The organism is Alkalitalea saponilacus, from assembly GCF_900168165.1.
Taxonomy (GTDB): Bacteria; Bacteroidota; Bacteroidia; order Bacteroidales; family Marinilabiliaceae; genus Natronoflexus; species Natronoflexus saponilacus.
In genome coordinates this window covers 76,003-98,271 of sequence record NZ_FUYV01000007.1, presented here as the reverse complement: position 1 = coordinate 98,271, position 22,269 = coordinate 76,003, and the positions used below count along the sequence as shown (strand labels likewise).

The following is a 22,269-nucleotide window of genomic DNA, read 5'->3' as shown; positions in this document are numbered from 1 at the left end:
TTTGGAGAACAAAAGCATTCAGGTAATTCTTTTTGGCTTGTTTAATAACTTTCCTGTTATGTTTAAAAAGTAACATTTAGACCAAGTACAAAGCTCCTGGAAGAGATTGATGTCGTGAAATTGGAATCAAATCTTACGTCTGGATCAATGTAATCAGTTTTTGAATACAGGAATGGGTTCATTACTTGAGCATATAATTTAAGATTTGTAATGTTCCAATTATTAATAACATTCCTTGGAACTGTATATCCTAGAGAGATGTTCCTTACTTTTACAAATGATCCGTCTACATAGTTCATAGAACTCCAGTAAGTAGGCTGACCTCCATTTCCATAGTCTGGTCTTGGATATGCATTGGTCGGATTATCTGGCGTCCAGTAATCAATTTTTCTTGATTGGTAACGACCTTGCATATCCGGAGCAACAGTTGCTACAGTATGCCCCCATCTTGAATATACAAATACTGACATTTCCCAATTATCGTATTTGAAGGTATTGGTTATCCCTCCGGTCCATTTTGGAGCGGCAGTACCAACAATTTTCCTGTCGTTGTTTGGATCTATTGAATAGTCTCCGTTAAGGTCTCTTACACGAATGTCTCCGGCACGATAATTATGTCCATTGTCATTAAATCTCTGCATTTCTGCTGCATCTTCTAATTGCCAGATTCCGACTTTCTCATAATCATAGAACACGTTGATGGGTTGTCCTATGAAAAGTTGTCGGCTAATATCATCTTCTTTTCCTTGATATAGTTCAACAATTTCTTCATTATTTCTAGAGAAAGAAAGATTGGTATCCCATCGAAAGTTTCCGGTATTTACGTTGATAGAGTTTAGTACAAGTTCAACACCGCTGTTTTTTGTTTTTCCAACGTTGAATATAATTTGGTTATATCCAGATACAGATGGTAACCCTCTGTTGAGCAATAAATCAGAGGTGTTGGCCACATAATAGTCGATAGAACCTGAAATTCGGTTTCTGAGAATACCAAAATCAACACCAAAATTCCACTGTGTTGTTTTTTCCCAACCCAGATCTCTGTTAGGCAGCGATCCTTGTTCTGCGGCTGGTCCTTTCGGGTTCGAAGTTACATATCCACTTGCCGGAGTTGTACCAAATACATATGGAATTCTAACCAGTCCTCCCTGCGTTGAGTATGGCGATATGGCTGCAGCACCTGTGGTTCCCATACCAATTCTTGGTTTAAGCTCATTAAATAAGTCTACTCCCATCATAAAATCTTCTTGATGTAGTTTCCATGCAAGAGCGAATGAAGGAAAGAAGTCCCATTTGTTTCCATCTGCAAGAACAGAAGCTCCATCCCATCTTCCTGATACAGTTACCAAATATCTGTCTAGGAAAGCATAGTTTATTCTTGCCATGTATGACATGAGAGTTGATTTAGAGTACCATGATCCCCAACCGTCAACTTCACCACGGTTTGTAGATCCTAAATTGTACCATAGCTGCGAACTATATGGTAAATCAGTTACGGTGTTGTCGATCCCTTCATTTCTTGACATGGATGAACTTTGAAGTAATGTTACCCCAATATCATGTACATTGTCAATGTTTGTATTGTAGTATAAGAGATTGTCGAAAGTCCAGGCAATCCATTGGTTCTTTTGATATCTTGCACGATCAGTGCCTGATCCGGTACCTCTGGTAATGGATAGTGCATCATTGTATTCACCCGAACGGTAATTTCTAAAGTCAGGACCAAAGTTGGCACGATATTTTAAACCTTCAAATAATTGAATTTCTGCAAAAAAGCTACCCAGGGTTCGTATTGTTGTGCGCTCGTTTGTCACCATGTCTCCTTCACGGATTGGGTTTACAATATTTGCATCCCCACCTGGATTGTAAAGGAAATTTCCGTTATCATCGTATGGTACGGCAAATGGTAACATCCCTTTTGCAGCATCATATATTGTGCGGGCACTCCTTGAACCTCCAGTTGTGTATCCATAATTTTGAATTGCATAACTTCCGGTAATATTCCCACCAACAGTCAACCAATCATTTGGGCTGAATTCAAGACTTAACATCCCGGTATATCTGGTGTAATCCTGTCCAACATTGGTTCCCTGTTGATCTAAGATGCCTGCTGACATATATGTCTTCATTCTGTCAGTACCCATGCTGATGCTTATGTTGTGGTCTTGTGTAATTCCTGTTCTTTCAACATAATCTGTCCAATCTGTAGTTGGAATGCGGCTGCCATCATATACCGGAACTTCACTAACACCCCACCTTAATTGTTCTTCAGTTGTTGCTGCTCGCATTTGTGGCACTCTGTTCGCTCGGTCAATCCAAGTGTATCCTTCCGCTATATTGTTCCATGCGTGTGGATCAGCTCCGAAAATGGCGTAGTCTTCACTTGGATTAGGGAATGGAGTTGAGTATTGTCCAAATGTTCTGTAAGCTTCCCTACGAAATTCGGCATACTCTTGAGAGTTGAAATTATCAGCTAAATCATTGATTCTTTCAAAAGACAAGGTTCCATGATAATTCACTTGTGCTACACCTGTCTGAGCTCGTTTTGTGCTAATTAGCACAACGCCATTGGCTCCCCTTGAACCGTATATTGCGGTTGCTGAGGCATCTTTAAGGATTTCAATTGAGTTAATGTCATTTGGATTTATGGCTTCTATACCGCCAGCTGCCAAAGGAATTCCATCAACTACAAAAAGAGGTTCGTTGCTTGCTGTAATAGAGCGGTTTCCACGAATTCGGATAGATCCAATTTCTCCTGGTCTTGCGCTAGAAGTAATGTCTACTCCAGCAGCTCTTCCTTGTAATGCTTGCAATGGGTTTTGAACAGGCATAGCTTCAATCTGAGCAGAAGATACCCTTGAAACAGAACCTGTGACATCGCTTGCTCTCACTGTACCATATCCAACCACAACAACTTCATCCAATCCCAATACATCATCTTCCATCATCACATTTATTGTCATTCTTCCTTCAATGGTAACTTCCTTGGTTCTAAATCCAATAAACGAAAACACCAATACTCCATTCTCGGGTGCTTGTATGGTATAGTTACCAAGTGCGTCAGTTATTGTTCCTGTTGCACTCTCCTTTAGCACCACTGTTACTCCAGGGATTGGCTCATCAAACTGATCTACCACCCTTCCGTTAATCGTAATGGTGTTCGATTGTGCAAATATTGCCATGGGTAGGAGCATAAGAGCACAAACCACCACTGCTTTTAGAAATGTTGATCGAAGAACCAGTGAAACCGGTTCCCGGAAGATTTCCAAAAATCTCCAAAGTTTCAGTTTTTCCTTTTTTTTCATGATGATTTTGAATTTAATTAGTAAAAAAATAAAAGTTGATCGGTTTATGGCTTGTAATGGCTTCGATAATGAACAAAATAAAAAATATATACGCACATATTCTTTATTGTTAAAACAAATCTATGTGTATTCACAATATTTAACAATGCACATTTTGATCATTTATTTAAACATTTTGATACACATTTTTATTCCGTAATTAAAAAATTGCTTAGTTTAAATGAAGTTATGTCCTGATAAAAGAAATAGTTTAGATTTGTGTATATAAATATTGATACATTGGTTGTTTAATTCAGAAAAAGAAATAGATAACATGACATGTTATTACAAATTATGTCTGTTTTAAAATTTGTTAAATTTGATAATAGATTTAAATTTAATTCGACTCAAATAGTCAATAGTTAAATTAAGTTATGAAAGAAGTTGAATAATAGATTGTAAGCAATAATAAGAGGAATTTGAGTTTGTTTTAGAAGTTCATTGTCGTGTTTGTATTATTTGCTCGATAATGTTAATGTATATGCGGTTTTTTATATAGCTAAAAGCCTACCTTTATGTAGGAACTGTATTATCGATAAATTTAACATAAAAAAAATTGTGGAGGTTTTAGTTAGAAGTGACAAATATTATCTGTAAAAATCAAGATTATGCAATCCTATTAGTATGTAAAATGGTTTTATGATTTTATATTTAATGACTTACGAAAAATTTCGTTTGCTTGTGATAGATTTTAATTGTTAAGGGATGAAACGCCCATGAGTAAGGAACTCACAACAAGAATATGAAAATAACAGCTCATGGAAGTTCCATTTGGCCAATGACTTAAACAAATTATTTTCAAATGAAACGCCCATGAGTGGGAAACTCACAACAAGAAAATGAAAATAACACCTCATGGAAGTTCCATTCGGCCAATTAATTAACTAAATTATTTTCGGATGAAATGAAAATTAAAGAGGTTCGTTTTGTTGTAATTCAATAGAATGCCTAAATAGAAGTTTATTTTATAGGAAATTTCAACGACCAATGATGGAATTAGATAATAAAAGTTAAATTTGTTATTTGCATTTTCGTAAATAATCAAATTCCTTAATTTAATTTATACCCAAATAATGATTTCCACTTTTCGCCCATTATGCATGTGGACTGTTATATTGTTCATTTGCGTTGTTTTTTCTTGTAAAAGATCTCAATCACCCGCTCCCGGTGAATCTTTACCTGAAGTTATTTATTCAGAAGAAATTGTTCGTGAAATAAGTTTTGTAACATCCGGTGATGTGCGATCCAGCGACATTGTCCGAGTTATATTTAACAATCCCGTTGTAGATGAGGAAAAGATTGGATCAACTCCGGGCAACGTGTTTACATTTAATCCGAGGGTAAGAGGTGAAGCCGTATGGACAAGTGCTCATACATTGGAGTTTCAACCTGAGAACGGGTTACCTTCAAGAACAGTGATTAAAGGGGTATTAAATCTCCAAGAACTCTCCGAAGATTTTAGAGAAAAAAAGCTTGAGAATCTGGAGTTTTATCTGAATGTACTCGGACGTAATCTCTCAAGTTTCTCTGGTACTCTGGAGTTAATTGACCGAAACGAGCCAAAAGAGCTGGTTTATCGGGGAGCGGTTCTGTTTTCAGAACCTGCTGATTTGGATATCCTGAATAAATCTGCAAGTCTTAAGGGAGATAAGGAAATTAAACTTAACTGGAGTCGGTTAAGCGATACTCATTTTCAGTTTGTATCTGATAAAATCATCAGAACTGACAGAAACAGGAGGTATACATTTTCTATTAACCGCAGGGATCTTGATTTATCAGAAAATTACACAGAAACTTTTGAAGTTTCTCCATTGAAAAAAATGGTTGCCGGAGAATTCAGAGTTGATGAATCAGGCAGAAGCGCTGCTGTGCGCATCAGTTTCTCAGATGAACTTGATATTGACCAAAATATTGATGGTTTGATTTCCATTGAGCCGGATGTTGATTTTCAGGTTCGAAAAATGGGGAACATGCTTTCCATTGATGGTGGGTTTAAGTTCGGGAGCAGTTATAAAGTGACGGTTCAGCCGGGTATCAGAAGCCGATGGGGAACAGTCACTGATTCTAAAGTAACCAGAGAATTAAGATTCTCTGATATTCCACCACAGTTAGAGTTTGCTTCCGATGGAGTCATTTTGCCTCAATCCAATCAAAAGAGAGTACAGTTCTATACCACAAACCTTAAGAGGGTTCACCTTGAGGTGAAGAAGGTATATACCAGCCAGATCGGAGCCTTTTTGAATTCTTCTCAACTGAGAAGTGAACGAACCCGCAACAGGGGGTTTGGAGATCATTATTCCGGCTCAGTTGGGGTTATTGTTAAAAACCAAACCATAGAACTGGCCGAAAAACCAAATGAATGGATTTTGAACGAGTTTGACCTTTCTGAACTTTTTTCGAAGTATGACGATGGTCTCTTTCTCATAAGAATTAATTTTAACCCAGGTGACGTTAGTCAACCCATAGAAGGAGAAGTTCTTAGCTATATTGAAGAAAAGGGGCAGATATACAAACCGGTTTTTTTAAGCGATCTCGGTATTACAGCGAAGGCATTGGATGGCGGTGTGGTGGTTTTTGTAACGGATATTCTTACCGGCAAGCCAATATCTGGTATTAATGTTGAATTGCTTAATTATGGCGGGAGTATTATGCAAAACGGCCGGACTAATAATCTGGGCATGGTACGGTTTGGTTCATCCGGCTATTTTTATTACATAACGGCAAAAAGTGACAAACAAATTTCTGCCATAAGCAGAAATGAAATGCGTTGGAGTAATTCCGGATTTGATGTGGGGGGTATTTCGGAAAACCACCACGGAGTGCGTGGTTTTATATACACCGAAAGGGGTGTTTATCGTCCCGGAGATTCTATCAACATCGGTTTCATTGCTAAGAACAGGGATAATACTTTCCCTGCAAACCATCCGGTTAGTATAACTGTGCGTAATCCGCAATACAGAATTGTGCATGAACAAACACAGGTACGGTCAACCGATGGGATGTATGTTTTTTCAATGCAAACCGAAGAGAGTGCTCCCACCGGTACCTACAATGTTCAGATTAATGCTGGTGGAGCATATTTTTACGATCATTTAAAAATTGAAACAGTTGTTGCAGAGCAGCTACGGGTTCAGGTGAGACCTGCTAAACGTACTTTTAATTGGAACGACCGGGTTATAGGTTTCGATGTGGACGTGCAGTATTTATTTGGTGCACCGGCACCAAATTTACAAACTGATGTGAACATTGAGGTTCATCCTCATGAAATGAAGTTCCCAAGGTATCTTAACTACAATTTTTCCAGAGCTGACGTAGATTTTCGCTCTTTTACGCATAATGTACTTAAAGGTAGATTGGACAATGACGGAAAACTTAAAGGAGAATGGATTCTTCCTTCTTTGGGCGATGTTCCATCCGGTTTAAAATTGAAAATATCGGCAACCGTTCTGGAGCAGGGAGGCCAGCCAAACGAAGGATGGAATGTTTCCGATTTGCATGTTTACCCTGGATATGTAGGAATTCAGGATCCGAGCGGGTATGGTTATCATCAGACCGGTTCGGAGGTTCGATTTCCTGTAGTTCTACTTGACCCGGATGGAAATAGGCTTAACGGCAGACAGTTGAATTACAGAGTGTACCGAAACGACCGCCGATGGTGGTATCAATACCGAGATCGCCGAAGCTATCAGCTTAAATATAAGGAGGATACTCAAACATATATTGTTTCAGAAGGATCATTAACATTGGGAGAGGGGTTGAATCATGTCAGTTTTACCCCTTCTGAAAATGGGGAGTATCTCATAGAAGTGATGGATGGTGGGAATGGGCATATCTCTTCTCTCTTTTTTAGTGCTTACAGATATGGAGGAGTTCCGGGCGGTGATATGAACGAGGGAACACTCTCTTTAAAATCGGACAAACAGGTATATTCATCCGGTGAAACTGCACGGATTATGTTGCCAAATCCGAAACAGGGAAATGTTTTGGTTACTTTAGAACGCGGCCGCAGAATGTTAGATTGGTTTTGGGTTGATCCTTCCAGAACTTCCGGTGATGAACTGGTGATAGATATTCCTCTGAAAAAGGATTATCTGCCAAATATTTACGCAACGGTGTCGGTTATTCAGCCTCATAGTCAAACGGTTAACGATCGTCCAATCAGAATGTTCGGAATCATCCCGTTGCGTATTGAGGATGCTGAAACCAAAATTGAATTTGATATTTCTACAAAGGAGGTGCTTTCACCCAATGAAGATTTTGAAGTGGTAATAAGTACCAGAAATCGACAGCCGGCGCAGTTTACCATAGCTGTGGTGGATGAAGGATTACTAAGTCTCACGCAGTTCAGAACCCCAAATCCCTGGCGTGAGTTTTACAAAAAGATTGGCCTTTTTGTGGAGACATTCGATATCTTTTCCCATGTGATGAGTGTTAATCGGGATGATGTCCTTCAGACTTTTTCCATAGGAGGTGCCGATGATCTGGATTATCGTGAATCACAATTGGATCCGGTTGACGGAAAGCGACGTTTTGAACCGGTGAGCATGTTCAAGGGGCCAATAAAGACCGATAGCAGAGGACGTGCAACCGTAAAGTTTCACATGCCAAACTATAATGGAGCAGTAAGGGTGATGGTGGTTGGCACTGAAAAAGGCAGTTTTGGTCATGCTGATAAAACCATCCCTGTTCGTTCTGATATTATTATGCAATCAAATATGCCTCGGGTTCTGAAACCCCTTGATGAATTTGAAGTGCCAGTATCGCTGTTTAATATGGTTAACTCGGTTCAGGAAGCTCGTTTTTCCATCCGAACCGAGGGGCCTTTGGAAGTAGTGGGTAATCGGTCGGTTAATGTGGATTTCAGAAACAGCAATGAGGCATTGATTAAGTTTAAAGTCAGAGCAAAAGAGGAAATTGGTCAGGCAAAAATTGTGCTCGAAGGAGTTTCAGGGGATATTCGTGTTGAGAATGAAACCAATATTCGCGTAGTACCTTCATCGGTAAGGGTTTACGACAAAAAAACCGAACGTGTTGAAAAAGGGTCAACCATCAGAATGAGAGTGCCTGAGGTTGGAGTTGCCGGCACAAACAATGCCTCTCTGGATATCAATATTTTCCCAAACATGGACTTTGACCACAGACTTCGTTGGCTTATCAGGTATCCGTATGGTTGTTTGGAACAAACCACATCGGCTCTTTTCCCTCAGTTGTATCTTAAAAAGATGGGTTATTTTAATGCTGAAGAACAAAAAAGTATTGATGAAAACCTGAATGCCGGCATCAATCGTTTGCAACAATTTATGCTGCAAAATGGAGCATTTTCCTATTGGCCCGGAAACACGACTACATGCGAATGGAGCAGTAATTATGCATCTCATTTCTTAATTGAAGCAAGGAACTTAGGTTATTCAGTCCCCGATTTTCTATATAATAACGCCATTAACGGCATGGAAACTCAGGCAAGAAGGCATCAGGGACGCTTGGCCACCCGTGCATACAGAGCATTTATTTTGGCATTGGCAGGACGGCAACCCATGGCCGAAATGAATATGCTCATGGAAAATGAACTGGAGAAACTTAACAATGCCAGCCGTTGGATGTTGGCAACCGCCTATCATTTGGTGGGTGCAGAGAACATCAGGGATAGGATTCTTGCCAACGCGGGGACAACTACCGAATTGTATGAACCATTTTACTACAATTTTGGCAGTAGTCACCGCGATGACGCGATCATTCTGTATTGTGCTACATTAATGGGGATGGAGGCAATGGCAGAAACCATTGCTGAATCTGTGGCCGGAGTGTTATCAGGAACTGACTTTCTAAGTACCCAAAGTTCAGGGTATATGCTGTTGGCTTTGGGTCGATATTTTGACTCCATTGGATTGGACGTGGGAGGAGACCAGATAATAACAGGACATGTTCATTTTGCCGATGGCAAAAAGGTTGAATTCAATAAAAAGGGCAGAATTGTTATCCCCATCAGGGATGGCTTCAACCGGGACATTGAAATCCATCTTGCCAATAGTTCTGATGTGAACCAGGTGTTTGCCAGTTTATCGTGGAACGGTGTGCCATTGAAGGATGAAAGTGAACCTGTTACCAAAAACCTGAAACTGGAAGTGAATTGGTACGATGAAAACGGCCGTCTTCTTGAACCCGGCTCACTAAAGCAGGGCGATACATTCTACGGCAGGTTTACAGTAAACAACAGCAGTCCGTTAAGCCGTGTTTCCGAAATAGCATTGATGCAGATGATGCCTTCGGGGTGGCAGATTGAAAATATCAGACTGAATAATACCGTATTGCCCGAATGGACACAAAGCTGGAATCTTAATAAAGAGAATTATCAGGATATCAGGGATGACAGAATTATGTGGTTCTTTGATTTAAGAGACAGGGAGTCGTTGGATTTTGTAGTAAAGTTGAATTGCGTCACCGCAGGCAGCTATTGGTTGCCGGGAACTCTGGTTGAAGCCATGTACAATAATGATTTTAAAGCTACCACAAGGGGCAGGAAGGTTTATGTTGAAGCTTTTAAACAGGATTAAATACTGGCAATGGCCGGCAATCATATTGCCGGTCATTGTCTTCTTCTGGTTTTTGATTCCACCATCGTCGCCAATTTTCAATGACGATTACAGTACTGTCGTGCTTTCCGAAAACGGGTATCTTTTACATGCATTTCTCAATAAAAACGAACAATGGCATTTTCCCCCGGATACTTGCACGGTGGAGGATAAATTGAAAACGGCTGTTATTACTTTTGAGGATGAGTCTTTTTATTCTCACATAGGAGTTGATTTCAAAGCTGTTTTTCGAGCAGCCCGTGATAATTTCAGGCATGGAAGGGTGACCAGCGGAGCCAGCACCATACCCATGCAGATTGCGCGCATGCGCCATCAGCGGCCACGTACCTATTTTAATAAAATTAGAGAGGCTTTTTTTGCTATAAAATTAACCCTGCATTATTCACGCGAAGATTTATTAAGAATTTATCTCGATCATGCACCATACGGGGGTAATGTAATTGGTTACCGAACAGCCTCTCTGATGTTTTTTGATAAACCGGCTTATGAACTCACTTGGGCAGAAGCTGCAACATTGGCTGTATTGCCAAACGCACCCGGGTTAATTTATCCCTCGGAAAGATCCAGTGCTTTATTAAACAGGCGCAACCAGTTGCTTCAGAAATTACATGAAAAAGGTCACATCAATGAGCTGACTCTTCAGTTGGCATTACTTGAGCCGGTGCCTCAACGGTTTCACCGTTTTCAGTCTCACGCTCCTCATTTGGCTTTCCGTCTCCGACGAAATCATCCGCAACGACACATTTTACCGACTACAATAAGCGAAGAGTTACAGAAAAAATGCAATCATCTGGCATCTATATACCGGCATAGGTATTCATCGTATGGAATTCATAATCTGGCAATTCTTGTTACTGATACAAAAAGCGGCGCTGTAAAATCATATGTGGGTTCACCCGATTTCTTTGATTTTGACCATGGAGGACAGGTGGATGGTGTTATGGCATGGAGATCAAGTGGGTCAATACTTAAACCGTTTTTGTACGGTTTAAGCATAGATGAAGGACTTATCTCGTCGGAGAGTTTTATACGTGATTTGCCAACCTATTTTGATGGTTTTTCTCCGCGAAATGCCAGCCGGGAGTATAGTGGAGTGGCAACTGCGCGCGATGCTTTGGTGCAATCGCTCAACATTCCGGCAGTACGGCTGCTGAATGCCTATGGATTGTATCAGTTTTATAGTTTTCTGGAAAGTGCCGGAATGAGAACTCTTTTTCGGACGGCAGATGAATATGGGTTGCCACTGATTTTGGGAGGGTCGGAAGTTACCATGTGGGAAATGACCAAACTGTATCGGGGTCTGGCCAATGAAGGTGTTTTTTCAGATAATTATGTAATTCAGGGAGAGAAAAACACGCAATCGGTAAGGTTAATGAGTCCCGGCAGTTGTTATCTCGTACTTGATATGTTGCATGACTTGAAAAGACCCGGCAGCGAATATTATTGGTATCATTTTAACAGCGCACGGCCTTTTGCCTGGAAAACAGGAACCAGCTACGGACATAAAGATGCCTGGGCAATCGGCGTAAATCCTGATTACACCATCGCCGTTTGGGTGGGCAATTTCAATGGCGAAGGAAATAAGAATTTGAGCGGAGCAACATCAGCCGGAGCCATATTGTTTGATGTTTTACAGTCGTTACCTTTCAGTAGAGAGTCTGTCTGGTTTCAAAAAAGCGACATTGATTACAGGCAGCAAAAAGTTTGTAAACTGTCCGGTTTCAGAGCTACCGATGCTTGTCCCGATTATGTGATGATGGACTTACCGTGGGGAATGAAGCCTCTAAAAACATGTAATTATCATCAGTTTAAATTCTTCTCTGATGATGGGAAGCATCAGACGTGTTCAAGATGTTGGACTGAAACAGGTAGTAACCGGAAACCGGTATTGATTTATCCCCCTGATGTTGCTTATTATCTGAGAGCAAAAGGACAGTTCATTGAACCTATTGCTGGGCATAATCCCGAATGTCCCGCTTATCGAGCCGATGAGGCGGTAAAAATCATATATCCTGATATGGAGGCAAAAGTCTTTCTGCCGCGCGATTTTGATGGGCAAATTCAACCGGTTGTATGTCGGGCAGGGCACATCTCTACAAGCTCCACGGTTTATTGGTATCTGGATGATGAGTACCTTGGGGAATCCAAAGGCGAACATCGCATGAGCGTTGTCTTTAGAAACGGTTGGAATACTCTGAAAATTGTTGATGAATCCGGGGCATCCGATTCCCGCAGAGTTTTTGCAACGATGAGGGAATAGAATAGCCACCGGTTTAACCGAACTATTTGAGATGCGAAAGATCTATGTTTTCTTTAAATGTACCCGAAAAAATTATTGGATTATCCTCCTCACTGATGCTTTTCCTCAACTGTGTAATGAATTCTAAATCTTCAGGTGAGATTTGGCTCCCTTTTATGCTTCGGTCAATACTTTCAATGAAATCCATAGCAGGAACCGAGAAATAAAATCTGTTTCCACCTGAGGGAAAAATTCTCCACAAAGGGAGGGGTACTCCCAAATGTTTAGCAGAAATTCCTCTTGAATCAAAAATTTCTCTGGTTTTTAAATTTATTACATAAAAGTTTCCGTGGTTCATTCTTATGCTGATGCTGTTAGCTTCGCTGTTGGTCTCATGTTTAAATTGATTTTTGTAGAGAAACAGGAGGTCTTCTGACAGATAGATGTGCTCTGTATATTCGCCTTCAGTTACATTGCCGGACTGCCTCTTTTTATCAATGATGGGAATTAAAAGCGGTGTCATTTCAGTCTCGTTTATTTGGTATATCGTGTCTGATGTGCGAGGCCGATATACAATATTGTTTAGTGTTGATTTTCTGAAATCGGAAGAAATGCCGGTGAACTGAAACCGGGCATTTTCTATAGCTTCACGTTTGGGACCCTTACTTACATCCCCATTTAAGGAGTATAGCAGATAATGATGTTCAGAATTAGAATAAACGCTTGGCAGGAAGGCAATCATACTGTCATTCAGAAACTGCATAGCATCTGCAAAAGTTGGGATAACGTTGTTAATGGGGTTTACAAAAACCCCATTATCTAAATCATATCTGTATATGAAATCTTTATTGCTATCGTAAAGAATTAAAAATCTTTCAGAATCATCAACATCCCAGGCTCCAATATGAGAGAATTCATCAGGACCTTTCCCTGCACGCATAATTTCACGAATAAAAGTGCCATCAGATGAAAAGTGTAAAATGTTATTTCTCTCAAAGCATATGATGTGTTTTTTTCCTGCAAAACCACGGAAATGACTTACTAAACAATCATTACGGGTTTCCAATCGTGCCATCTGAATGTCTTCAGCTATTTCTGTTAAGGGTAAAAATATTGTGGATGCGGGTGCCGACAGGTCTATGGTTAAAAAAATATCCAGGTCACTACTCTGTTTTTTATTGCAACCGATTAGTGATGAAAATACAACGAAAACGAATAGAATAAGTTTTTGGATCGATTTTTTGAATGGATGTTTCATTGAGTTAGCATTGTTAAGGTTAAAAGAATATTTATTGTGTCAATTGGTATGACTCTATATTATCTTATTTGTGTAAATCACTCTATGTTTAATGGGTTTTCTTCGTAAATATAGAAAAAACTTGGATAGAGTATACTTGAGAGTAATAATTTATTAATGATTTTTTATAACATTCATTATCCATAATAGCTATTTTCCGGTTTTAAGATGTATTGTCTCTAAGGTGATTATAATTGTCACTTAATAAAGATCTTGGTTAGAAAATAGTCGGACAGTAGTGATTTAATCATAAATTAAACATCTGTCAACTTGATTTTGTCATGAATTTGCTTTAAAATGCATTTATTTATAAGAATCTAATCTTGATTTCCGATAAATTAAAAGATGCGAGAGATTTGATTTTCATATCGAATGCAAAAAAAAACTATTAATCAACAAGTTTGTTTCATTAACCGGCATTTGATCTACAAGAAACTCAAAATTTCTTCTTTTTCTCTTCTTTAAACCATTCAATATGTCAGATGATATTCAAATATGGCCCGGAAAGCCTTATCCCCTTGGAGCAACTTATGATGGTGAAGGTGTAAACTTTGCGCTTTTTGCCGATCATGCGCATGGAGTGGAGTTGTCTCTTTTCGATGCTGCCGATAAAGAAATCAGGATTAAAGTAGTTGAACGAACTCATAATCATTGGCATGTTTATTTGCCAGGCATAAAACCGGGCCAGCGTTATGGATTTCGGGTACATGGAAATTATGAGCCAAAAGCCGGTCACAGATTCAATCCAAATAAACTTCTTTTGGATCCATATGCGAAAGCAATTGATGGGGTAATTAACTGGAACGATGCGATGTTTGGTTATGAAATTAACAATAAAAAGAAGGATTGCTCTTTCAGTATTTCAGATAGTGCACTCTATATTCCAAAATGCATTGTTATAGATGATGAATTTAACTGGGAGAACGACCGTTCTCCCGAAATCCCTCTGCATGAAACCATTATTTACGAAATGCATGTCAAAGGTTTTACCAAACTTTCAGAAAAAATTCCGGAAAATCTCAGAGGAACATATGCCGGAGTAGGCCATCCTGAATCCATTAAATATTTTAAGGAATTAGGAATAAATGCTGTGGAATTGTTGCCTGTACATCAGTTTGTGGCCGATCGCCATTTGGTAGAGCAAGGTTTAACCAATTACTGGGGGTATAACACCATCGGCTTTTTTGCTCCCGATGCCAGATATTCAGCTTCGGGAATGAAAGGCGAACAGGTTTGGGAGTTTAAGCAGATGGTGAAGGATCTTCATGCTGCCGGAATTGAAGTGATTCTCGATGTGGTTTATAACCACACCGGGGAGGGAAGTCATACCGGGCCAACTTTGAGTTTTCGTGGAATTGACAATGTTTCATACTACCGCCTCATTGAAGAAAAACCGCGTTACTATATGGATTACACCGGAACCGGAAATACCTTAAATACAGTTCATCCCAATATTTTAAGGGTCATCATGGACAGTTTACGCTATTGGGTTTTAGAGATGCATGTGGATGGTTTTAGGTTCGACTTGGCTCCCGTTTTGGCTCGTGAGTTTGATGATGTGGATAAATGGGGGTCTTTCTTTGATGTGTTACATCAGGATCCTGTATTGTCGCAGGTGAAACTGATTGCCGAACCCTGGGATCTGGGTGAAGACGGCTATCATGTAGGTAACTTTCCGGCGGGATGGATGGAGTGGAATGCTCAATATCGTGATTGTATGAGGGATTTCTGGAAAGGAGAGGACGAAATGCTGCCTGAATTTGCCAACAGACTTACTGGCAGTTCCGACCTTTATTTTGATAATTGGCGAACTCCAACAGCCAGCATTAATTTTATTACTGCTCACGATGGCTTTACTTTATTGGATTTGGTCTCCTATAACGAAAAGCACAACATGGCCAACGGGGAAAACAATAACGATGGAGAAAGTCATAACCGCAGCTGGAATTGCGGAGTTGAAGGACCAACAGATGATGTAAATATCAATAACTTACGAAAACTACAGGTTAGGAACTTTCTGGCAACGCTGTTTTTATCACAAGGTGTGCCAATGTTGGTAGCCGGTGATGAGTTGGGGCGCACTCAACAAGGAAATAATAATGCATATTGTCAGGATAATGAGCTAAGCTGGATTAATTGGGACAAAATGGATAGGGATTTGCTCTTGTTTACCTCCAAATTAATTCATTATCGTAAAAAGCATCCTGTTTTTTGTCGCCGGCAATGGTTTAAATATCAGCCTATAAAAGGCCAGGATGTAACCGATATTGAGTGGTTTACCCCCAATGGCATCGAGATGAGCGATGAGCACTGGAATTCATCCTATGCAAAATCTTTGGCTGTTTTTCTTTCGGGATACGGAGTGCGTGCTAAATCCAAGACCGGTGAAAAAATAGTTGATGACAGCTTTTATCTCATGTTTAACTCTTACCATGAGCCACTGACTTTTACTTTACCTGCTGATAAATGGGGTGGCGGTTGGTTGAAAATTATGGATACTTATACTGCTTTTTTTGATGAAAAGGGTGATGGATCCAGTTACCGGGCTGCAAGTGAAATAGTAGTGCAGGGTCGGTCAGTTGTTTTGTTTTGCCATCCACGTTAAAGAGATAAAATGGAAACAACAAAAGAATCATATCCATCAGTTCGGCCTGGTATTACGGTCGAAAATGGAACTTCATCGGCACTTGTTTGGGCGCCGGATGCCGTTTCTGTTGAAATTGTTACTGATAAAAGCCTTGTTATATCATTGGGTAAAACCGATTTTGGCTATTGGTGTAATAAAGAGACCAACCTAAAGCAAGGTGATTCATATAAAATTCGGATAAACGGCAAGAAAACAATACCGGATCCGGCATCTCTCTGCCAACCGGAGGGTGTTCATGGTTTTTCACGCGTTGTTGATTTATCACAGTATACCTGGTCAGATCGTTCCTGGAAAGGAATCGGTTTAGATGAAATGATCATTTACGAGTTACATGCGGGCACATTCTCAGCTAAAGGCGATTTTCGAGGAATTTCTGAAAGGTTAGATTATCTGGTTGATTTGGGTATAAATGCAATAGAACTGATGCCGGTTGCTCAGTTTCCCGGAAAGCGCAATTGGGGTTACGATGGTGTATTTCCTTATGCCGTGCAAAACAGTTATGGAGGTGCTTCAGAGCTTCAGAAACTGGTAGATGCCTGTCACAATAAAGGGATTACAGTTATTCTGGATGTGGTTTATAACCACATGGGGCCTGAAGGTAATTATCTTGGATGTTTTGGTCCATATTTTACTCAAAAATATGAGACTCCATGGGGCGATGCCATTAATTTCGACGATGCCGGCTCGCACGGTGTGCGCCATTTCTTTATTCAGAATGCGCTGATGTGGATGCGCGATTTTCATATTGACGGACTGAGACTTGATGCCGTTCATGCCATTAAGGATTCAGGGGCGTTGCATTTTCTTCAGGAATTAAATATTGAAGTTGAGAATCTGAACAGAAAAACAGGGAAGAATCACTTTTTGATTGGTGAATGCGATTTGAATGATGTGCGATACATAAACCCTATTCAATCCGGAGGTTACGCATTAAATGCACAGTGGTGCGATGAGTTTCACCATGCTTTGCATAGCATGGTGACTGGAGAGCAAAATGGCTACTATTCTGATTTTGGCGGAGTTGACCCGGTGGTTAAAACCCTGAAAAATGCCTATGTGTACAATGGAAATTATTCACGTCACAGAGACAAGTTTTTTGGCAGTAAAACCGATGGACAATGCGGTTCAAAATTCGTGGTTTTTTCGCAAAACCACGATCAAATTGGCAATCGCATGAATGGTGACCGTTTAAGCCATTTGGTTGGTTTTGAAAATCTTAAACTGATTGCAGGGTTCACAATTTTATCGCCTTACGTTCCTTTAATATTTATGGGAGAAGAGTATGGAGAAAATGCACCGTTTCTGTATTTCACGCATCATGGCGACAAAGATTTGATTGAAGCTGTAAGAAAAGGGAGAGCCAATGAATTTAAAGAGTTTATGAGCGGAGATGGCGAAATTCCCTATCCGCAGGCAGAAGATACTTTTAATCGTTCAAAATTAACGAATTGGAATCAGATTAATGAAAGTCAACGGTTGTTGCATCGTTTTTATAAAGCCTTGATACAGTTAAGGAAATCCGATTTTGACTTTTCTCCCCGTTTTTCGCGTGCAAATATTGAAGTATCAAATGAGGGAGAATTGGTGATCTTAAGAAAGAATAAGATCATATCAGGATTGGATATCTACTTTAATTTTTCAGATGAAAGAGTTAAAAGAATTTTAGAAGAAAATACCACCTTCCAAAGCATGGTTTTCTGTTCCTCATCGGAGCAATGGGGGGGGAGTCAAAATGAGGCATTAATTCATACCCCGCAAGGGTATGAATTAAACCTTCCCGGTTTTTCATTTTGTGTTATACGAAAATATAATTCTAAAAAATAGAAGGAAAGTGAAATGAATGGTTTTAAAATCTTTTTATCTTTATGCTAAAATCGATAAAACCATGCATAATCCCGTATCAACTTATAGAATTCAGTTCAATAAAAACTTCTCTTTTGCCGACGCCAAAGAGCAGGTTGAATATTATAATCTTTTAGGCATTGGTTCGGTTTATGCTGCACCTGTTTTTGAAGCTACCCCCAACAGTTTACATGGTTATGATGTGGTTAATCCTCACAGGGTTAATCCCGAATTGGGAGACGAAAAAGAGTTCAGGTCTCTTTCGTCATCATTAAAAAAGAGAAGGATTGGTTGGATTCAGGATATCGTTCCCAATCATATGGGTTACAATCATCACAACAAGTGGATTTGGGATGTTTGGGAGAAAGGGGAGAAGTCTCTTTATGCATCTTTTTTTGATATTGATTGGAATCACCCTTTATGCGAAGGGAAGTTGATGATACCGGTCTTAGGACACAGCATTGAAGATGCCATAAATAGCGGGAGTTTGTCTTTGCAATGGAAAAACCATCGGTTTTCCATTGTATATCATGAACATCTTTTTCCTGTAAACTACAAAACTTTTGTTGGTTTGATGAAGATGGATGACGGGGATATGCCAACATCCATTGGGAGAATTATAAGCAGGTTTCCAAAATCAGAGACTGAACCTGAATCAGATTTTTTGAATAACGAGTGGGCAAAATTCAAGGAACAGCTGTCGCAATTATCAGAAAAAAACAGTGATGTAACAGATTTTTTGAAGCAAGTTGCAAAAAATGTCACCAACAGCAGCCAACTCCTTACTGAGATAATTAATCAGCAACACTACGAACTCTGTTGCTGGAAAGAGACCGAGAAAAGAATTAATTACCGCCGGTTTTTCACGGTAAATGATTTAATTTGTTTACGGATGAATGATAAATCCGTTTTCGATTACTATCATGAAATAATAGAGTATTGGCAGCATAAGAGTTGGATTGACGGTTTCAGGATTGATCACATAGATGGTTTGTATAACCCTGGTGAATATTTGCACCGTCTTCGTCAGCAAATCGGAGACGATAAATATCTTGTGGTGGAAAAAATTCTCGAGGAAGGAGAAGAATTACCGCCAAATTGGCCGGTTCAGGGAACTTCTGGATACGATTTCCTGGGATTGGTGAACAACTTGTTAACCAGGCAGGAGAATTATGAAAAACTTCAATCGTTTTATAACTATATAACCGACAATAATAAAGAACCCCGCGAAATTATTTCTGAAGCCAAATCGTTCATTCTCAGTAAACGAATGGGAGGTGAATGGGATAATCTCACGGAAACGTTTATAAGCAGTGGCTTGGTTGATGACGATAAACTGGACCAGCTTGGTCGAAATTCAATCAGGGATGCCATTGGCGCATTTTTAATGGAAGCCCCGGTGTATCGCTTGTATTCTGAACATTTGCCGCTGGAAGGAAAAGATAGGGTGATTGTGGAAGGCATGTTTTCCGGTGCTTTAGATAAAAATCCCGGGTTAAAGGAAGCATTAATTATTCTGAAATCCCTGTTTCTTGAGGGTGGCGATTCCAGTGAGGTTAAAAATCAGATTGCCAATCGTTTCTTTATGCGTTGTATGCAGTTTACCGGGCCGCTGATGGCTAAAGGTGTGGAAGATACCACCATGTATCGGTACAACGCTTTCATAACGCATAACGAGGTTGGTGATGCCCCAGATGCACATGGAATTACCATTGAGCAGTTCCACAAGGCAATGGAAAATCGTCGGGAGTCGTGGCCTCTGTCAATGAATACCACCTCTACACACGATACCAAAAGGGGCGAAGATGTACGAGCCAGACTAAATGTAATCAGTGAAATGCCCGAACAATGGCTGACTCAGGTTGCAGTCTGGATGAAGATGAATAAACCTTTTAAAAGGGAGATGAAAGGTCTGGAGGTGCCATCTGTATCTGAGGAATATTTTATTTATCAGACCATGGTTGGTGTCATGCCTTTTAACCAAAAAGTGACATCTTTTTTCATTAGCAGGCTTGATGAATATATGGTCAAATCTCTTCGAGAGGCAAAGTTAAATACCAATTGGAGTACTCCCGATGAATCATGGGAAGAAGCTGTAATTGATTTTATTCACAAGATTCTTGATGATGAACATGGTTTTCTTCAATCATTTTTGCCATTTCAGGATAAAATAGCCGCATGGGGAATCAATAATTCCTTGGCTCAACTAGCACTTAAAGGTACTTGTCCGGGAGTTCCCGATATATATCAGGGAACTGAATTATGGGATCTCTCCCTTGTTGATCCAGATAATCGGCGTCCGGTTGATTATTCGCTTAGACACATCCTTTTGCGGTCAATGATTGACCGCCAAATGAGAGATCCGGAAGTTTTTCTTCAGTCACTGCTCAACGACAGGCAAAGTGGTAGCATAAAACTATGGCTTACACACCGATTATTGCAATTGAGAAAGGAGAATAAAACCCTGTTTAATGAAGGTACCTATCTGCCACTCGAAGTTAAAGGGAAATATATTAAACATGTAATGGCTTTTGCCAGACAACATGGAAATGCTTGGGCTGTTACAATTGTGCCTTTATATCTGGCTTCAATTTTTAAACGGGATGAGGTTTTATATCCAGAAAATATTGACTGGAAGGACACTCAGGTTATATTGCCTGATGATACACCGGAAGATTGGCATCATGTATTTTCTGGGCTCACAATGAGTGTGTCCGGTTCGGTCTCTTTAAATGAGTTATTTAAGCATGGCCCTGTGGGGCTGCTTCACGCTGAAAAGCGGGGAACTTCGAGAAAGGCCGGTGTATTATTGCATGTCACATCATTACCCGGGAAATACAGCGCCGGAGATTTTGGCCACGATGCTTACAGGTTTATAGATTTCCTAAAGGCCTCAGGACATAGTTATTGGCAGGTATTGCCATTGACTCAGACAACGGCCGGCGCTGGTTGGTCACCATACAGCCCGCCTTCGGCTTTTGCCGGAAATATCCAGTTTATAAGCCCCGACGTTTTGGCAAGTGAAGGATTGATCTATAGCAACGATCTGGAACGATGGGAGAGACGCTTATCCGATAATTCCGACTATGAAGATGCTCTTGCCATACGCGAAGAGGTTACAACCAAGGCCTGGTTCCGCTTCCGGCAAAAAGCTCTGGATCAGCCTTTGGCTCAGTTCCGAGATTTTTGTAACGCCGAAAGCTATTGGTTACACGATTATGCTCTTTTCCTTTTGTTTAAAGAGTTATTTAATGATAAGCCATGGAATGAATGGCCTCAGGAAGTAGTACTTCGGGTACCCGAAGTACTGGAACAATATTCTACTGATTATAAAGAGCGTCTTGATTTGGAGAAATTCAGACAATATTTGTTCTTTAAACAATGGAAAGCATTAAAACGATATGCCAATTATCATGGCATAAAAATAATTGGAGATGTTCCAATTTACGTTAGTTACGATAATGCAGATGTTTGGAGTCATCCTGAATTGTTTAAACTTCACTCCGATAAAACTCCCTATGCTGTTGCAGGCGTGCCACCGGATTATTTCAGCGAAACCGGGCAGTTATGGAATATGCCTGTTTACAATTGGGATGTGATGAAAAAACAGGATTTTGAATGGTGGATTCAACGTTTGTCTAAAAATCTGGAGCTGTTCGATCTGGTTCGCCTAGATCATTTCAGGGGGTTTGATGCATACTGGGAAGTTATGGCTGGAGAACCCACCGCAGTTCATGGAAAATGGGAAAAGGCTCCCGGAAAAGATTTTTTTGCAAAAGTAAAGGAGCATTTCCCAAAAATGCCATTTATTGCTGAAGACCTTGGCGAAATTGATAAATCAGTTTATAAACTTCGCGATGAGTTTGACCTGCCGGGTATGCATGTTCTTCAATTCTCTTTTGGCGATGATATGCCGGTTTCTGTTCACACTCCGCATAACTACTGTTTTAACAGTGTTGTATATACCGGAACGCATGACAACAATACGGTGCGAGGCTGGTATAAAAACGAACTGTCGGAAGAGGGTAAAAAGCGATTACAGTTTTACACGGGTTTAAAACCACGCGGGAGAAATTGTCATGAGATCGTAAATCGTTTGGTTTGGTCGTCAAGAGCCTGGCTGGCCATTGTTCCAATGCAGGATATATTAGGACTAGGAGCTAAAGCCCAAATGAATCGACCATCTGTTGCAGAAGGAAATTGGCTGTGGAGACTTAAAAATCTTCCGGACGATAAGGAAACCATTGAAACCATCAGAGAAAGTCTTTGGGCATTTGGCAGAACCGACTAAAAGTTATTTGGTATGTCCA

The 22,269-nt window shown here is 40.1% G+C and carries 7 protein-coding genes; 5 read left to right on the top strand and 2 right to left on the bottom strand.

Features of this window, described 5'->3' with window-relative positions; translation table 11 throughout:
* Window positions 1-62: 62 nt before the first annotated feature.
* Complete coding sequence (locus B5X70_RS07615) at window positions 63-3,305, bottom strand: SusC/RagA family TonB-linked outer membrane protein (RefSeq protein ID WP_079557304.1); 3,243 nt, start codon at window positions 3,303-3,305, stop codon at window positions 63-65.
* Between the two features lie 1,112 nt (window positions 3,306-4,417).
* Here B5X70_RS07615 and B5X70_RS07605 point away from each other — a divergent pair.
* Window positions 4,418-9,895 carry an alpha-2-macroglobulin family protein gene (locus B5X70_RS07605; protein WP_079557302.1) on the top strand — a complete coding sequence of 1,826 codons (5,478 nt, stop codon included), beginning with the start codon at window positions 4,418-4,420 and terminating at the stop codon, window positions 9,893-9,895.
* Window positions 9,834-12,194 carry a penicillin-binding protein 1C gene (gene pbpC, locus B5X70_RS07600; protein ID WP_079557301.1) on the top strand — a complete coding sequence of 787 codons (2,361 nt, stop codon included), beginning with the start codon at window positions 9,834-9,836 and terminating at the stop codon, window positions 12,192-12,194. Before B5X70_RS07605 ends, pbpC begins: the two co-directional genes overlap by 62 nt.
* Window positions 12,195-12,216: 22 nt before the next feature.
* Here pbpC and B5X70_RS07595 read toward each other — a convergent pair whose 3' ends face one another.
* Window positions 12,217-13,431 carry a 6-bladed beta-propeller gene (locus B5X70_RS07595; protein WP_079557300.1) on the bottom strand — a complete coding sequence of 405 codons (1,215 nt, stop codon included), beginning with the start codon at window positions 13,429-13,431 and terminating at the stop codon, window positions 12,217-12,219.
* A gap of 514 nt (window positions 13,432-13,945) precedes the next feature.
* On the opposite strand from B5X70_RS07595, the gene glgX reads away from it, so the two are divergent.
* The 3 genes from glgX to treY all read left to right on the top strand — a co-directional run bounded on the left by glgX (window position 13,946) and on the right by treY (window position 22,250).
* Window positions 13,946-16,075 carry a glycogen debranching protein GlgX gene (glgX, locus tag B5X70_RS07590; protein ID WP_079557299.1) on the top strand — a complete coding sequence of 710 codons (2,130 nt, stop codon included), beginning with the start codon at window positions 13,946-13,948 and terminating at the stop codon, window positions 16,073-16,075.
* Window positions 16,076-16,084: 9 nt separating this feature from the next.
* On the top strand, window positions 16,085-17,941 hold the full coding sequence (gene treZ, locus B5X70_RS07585; protein WP_079557298.1) for a malto-oligosyltrehalose trehalohydrolase: 1,857 nt from the start codon (window positions 16,085-16,087) through the stop codon (window positions 17,939-17,941).
* Between the two features lie 61 nt (window positions 17,942-18,002).
* Window positions 18,003-22,250 (top strand): malto-oligosyltrehalose synthase, encoded by a 4,248-nt coding sequence (gene treY / locus B5X70_RS07580; protein WP_079557350.1) that lies wholly within the window; start codon window positions 18,003-18,005, stop codon window positions 22,248-22,250.
* Window positions 22,251-22,269: the final 19 nt, after the last annotated feature.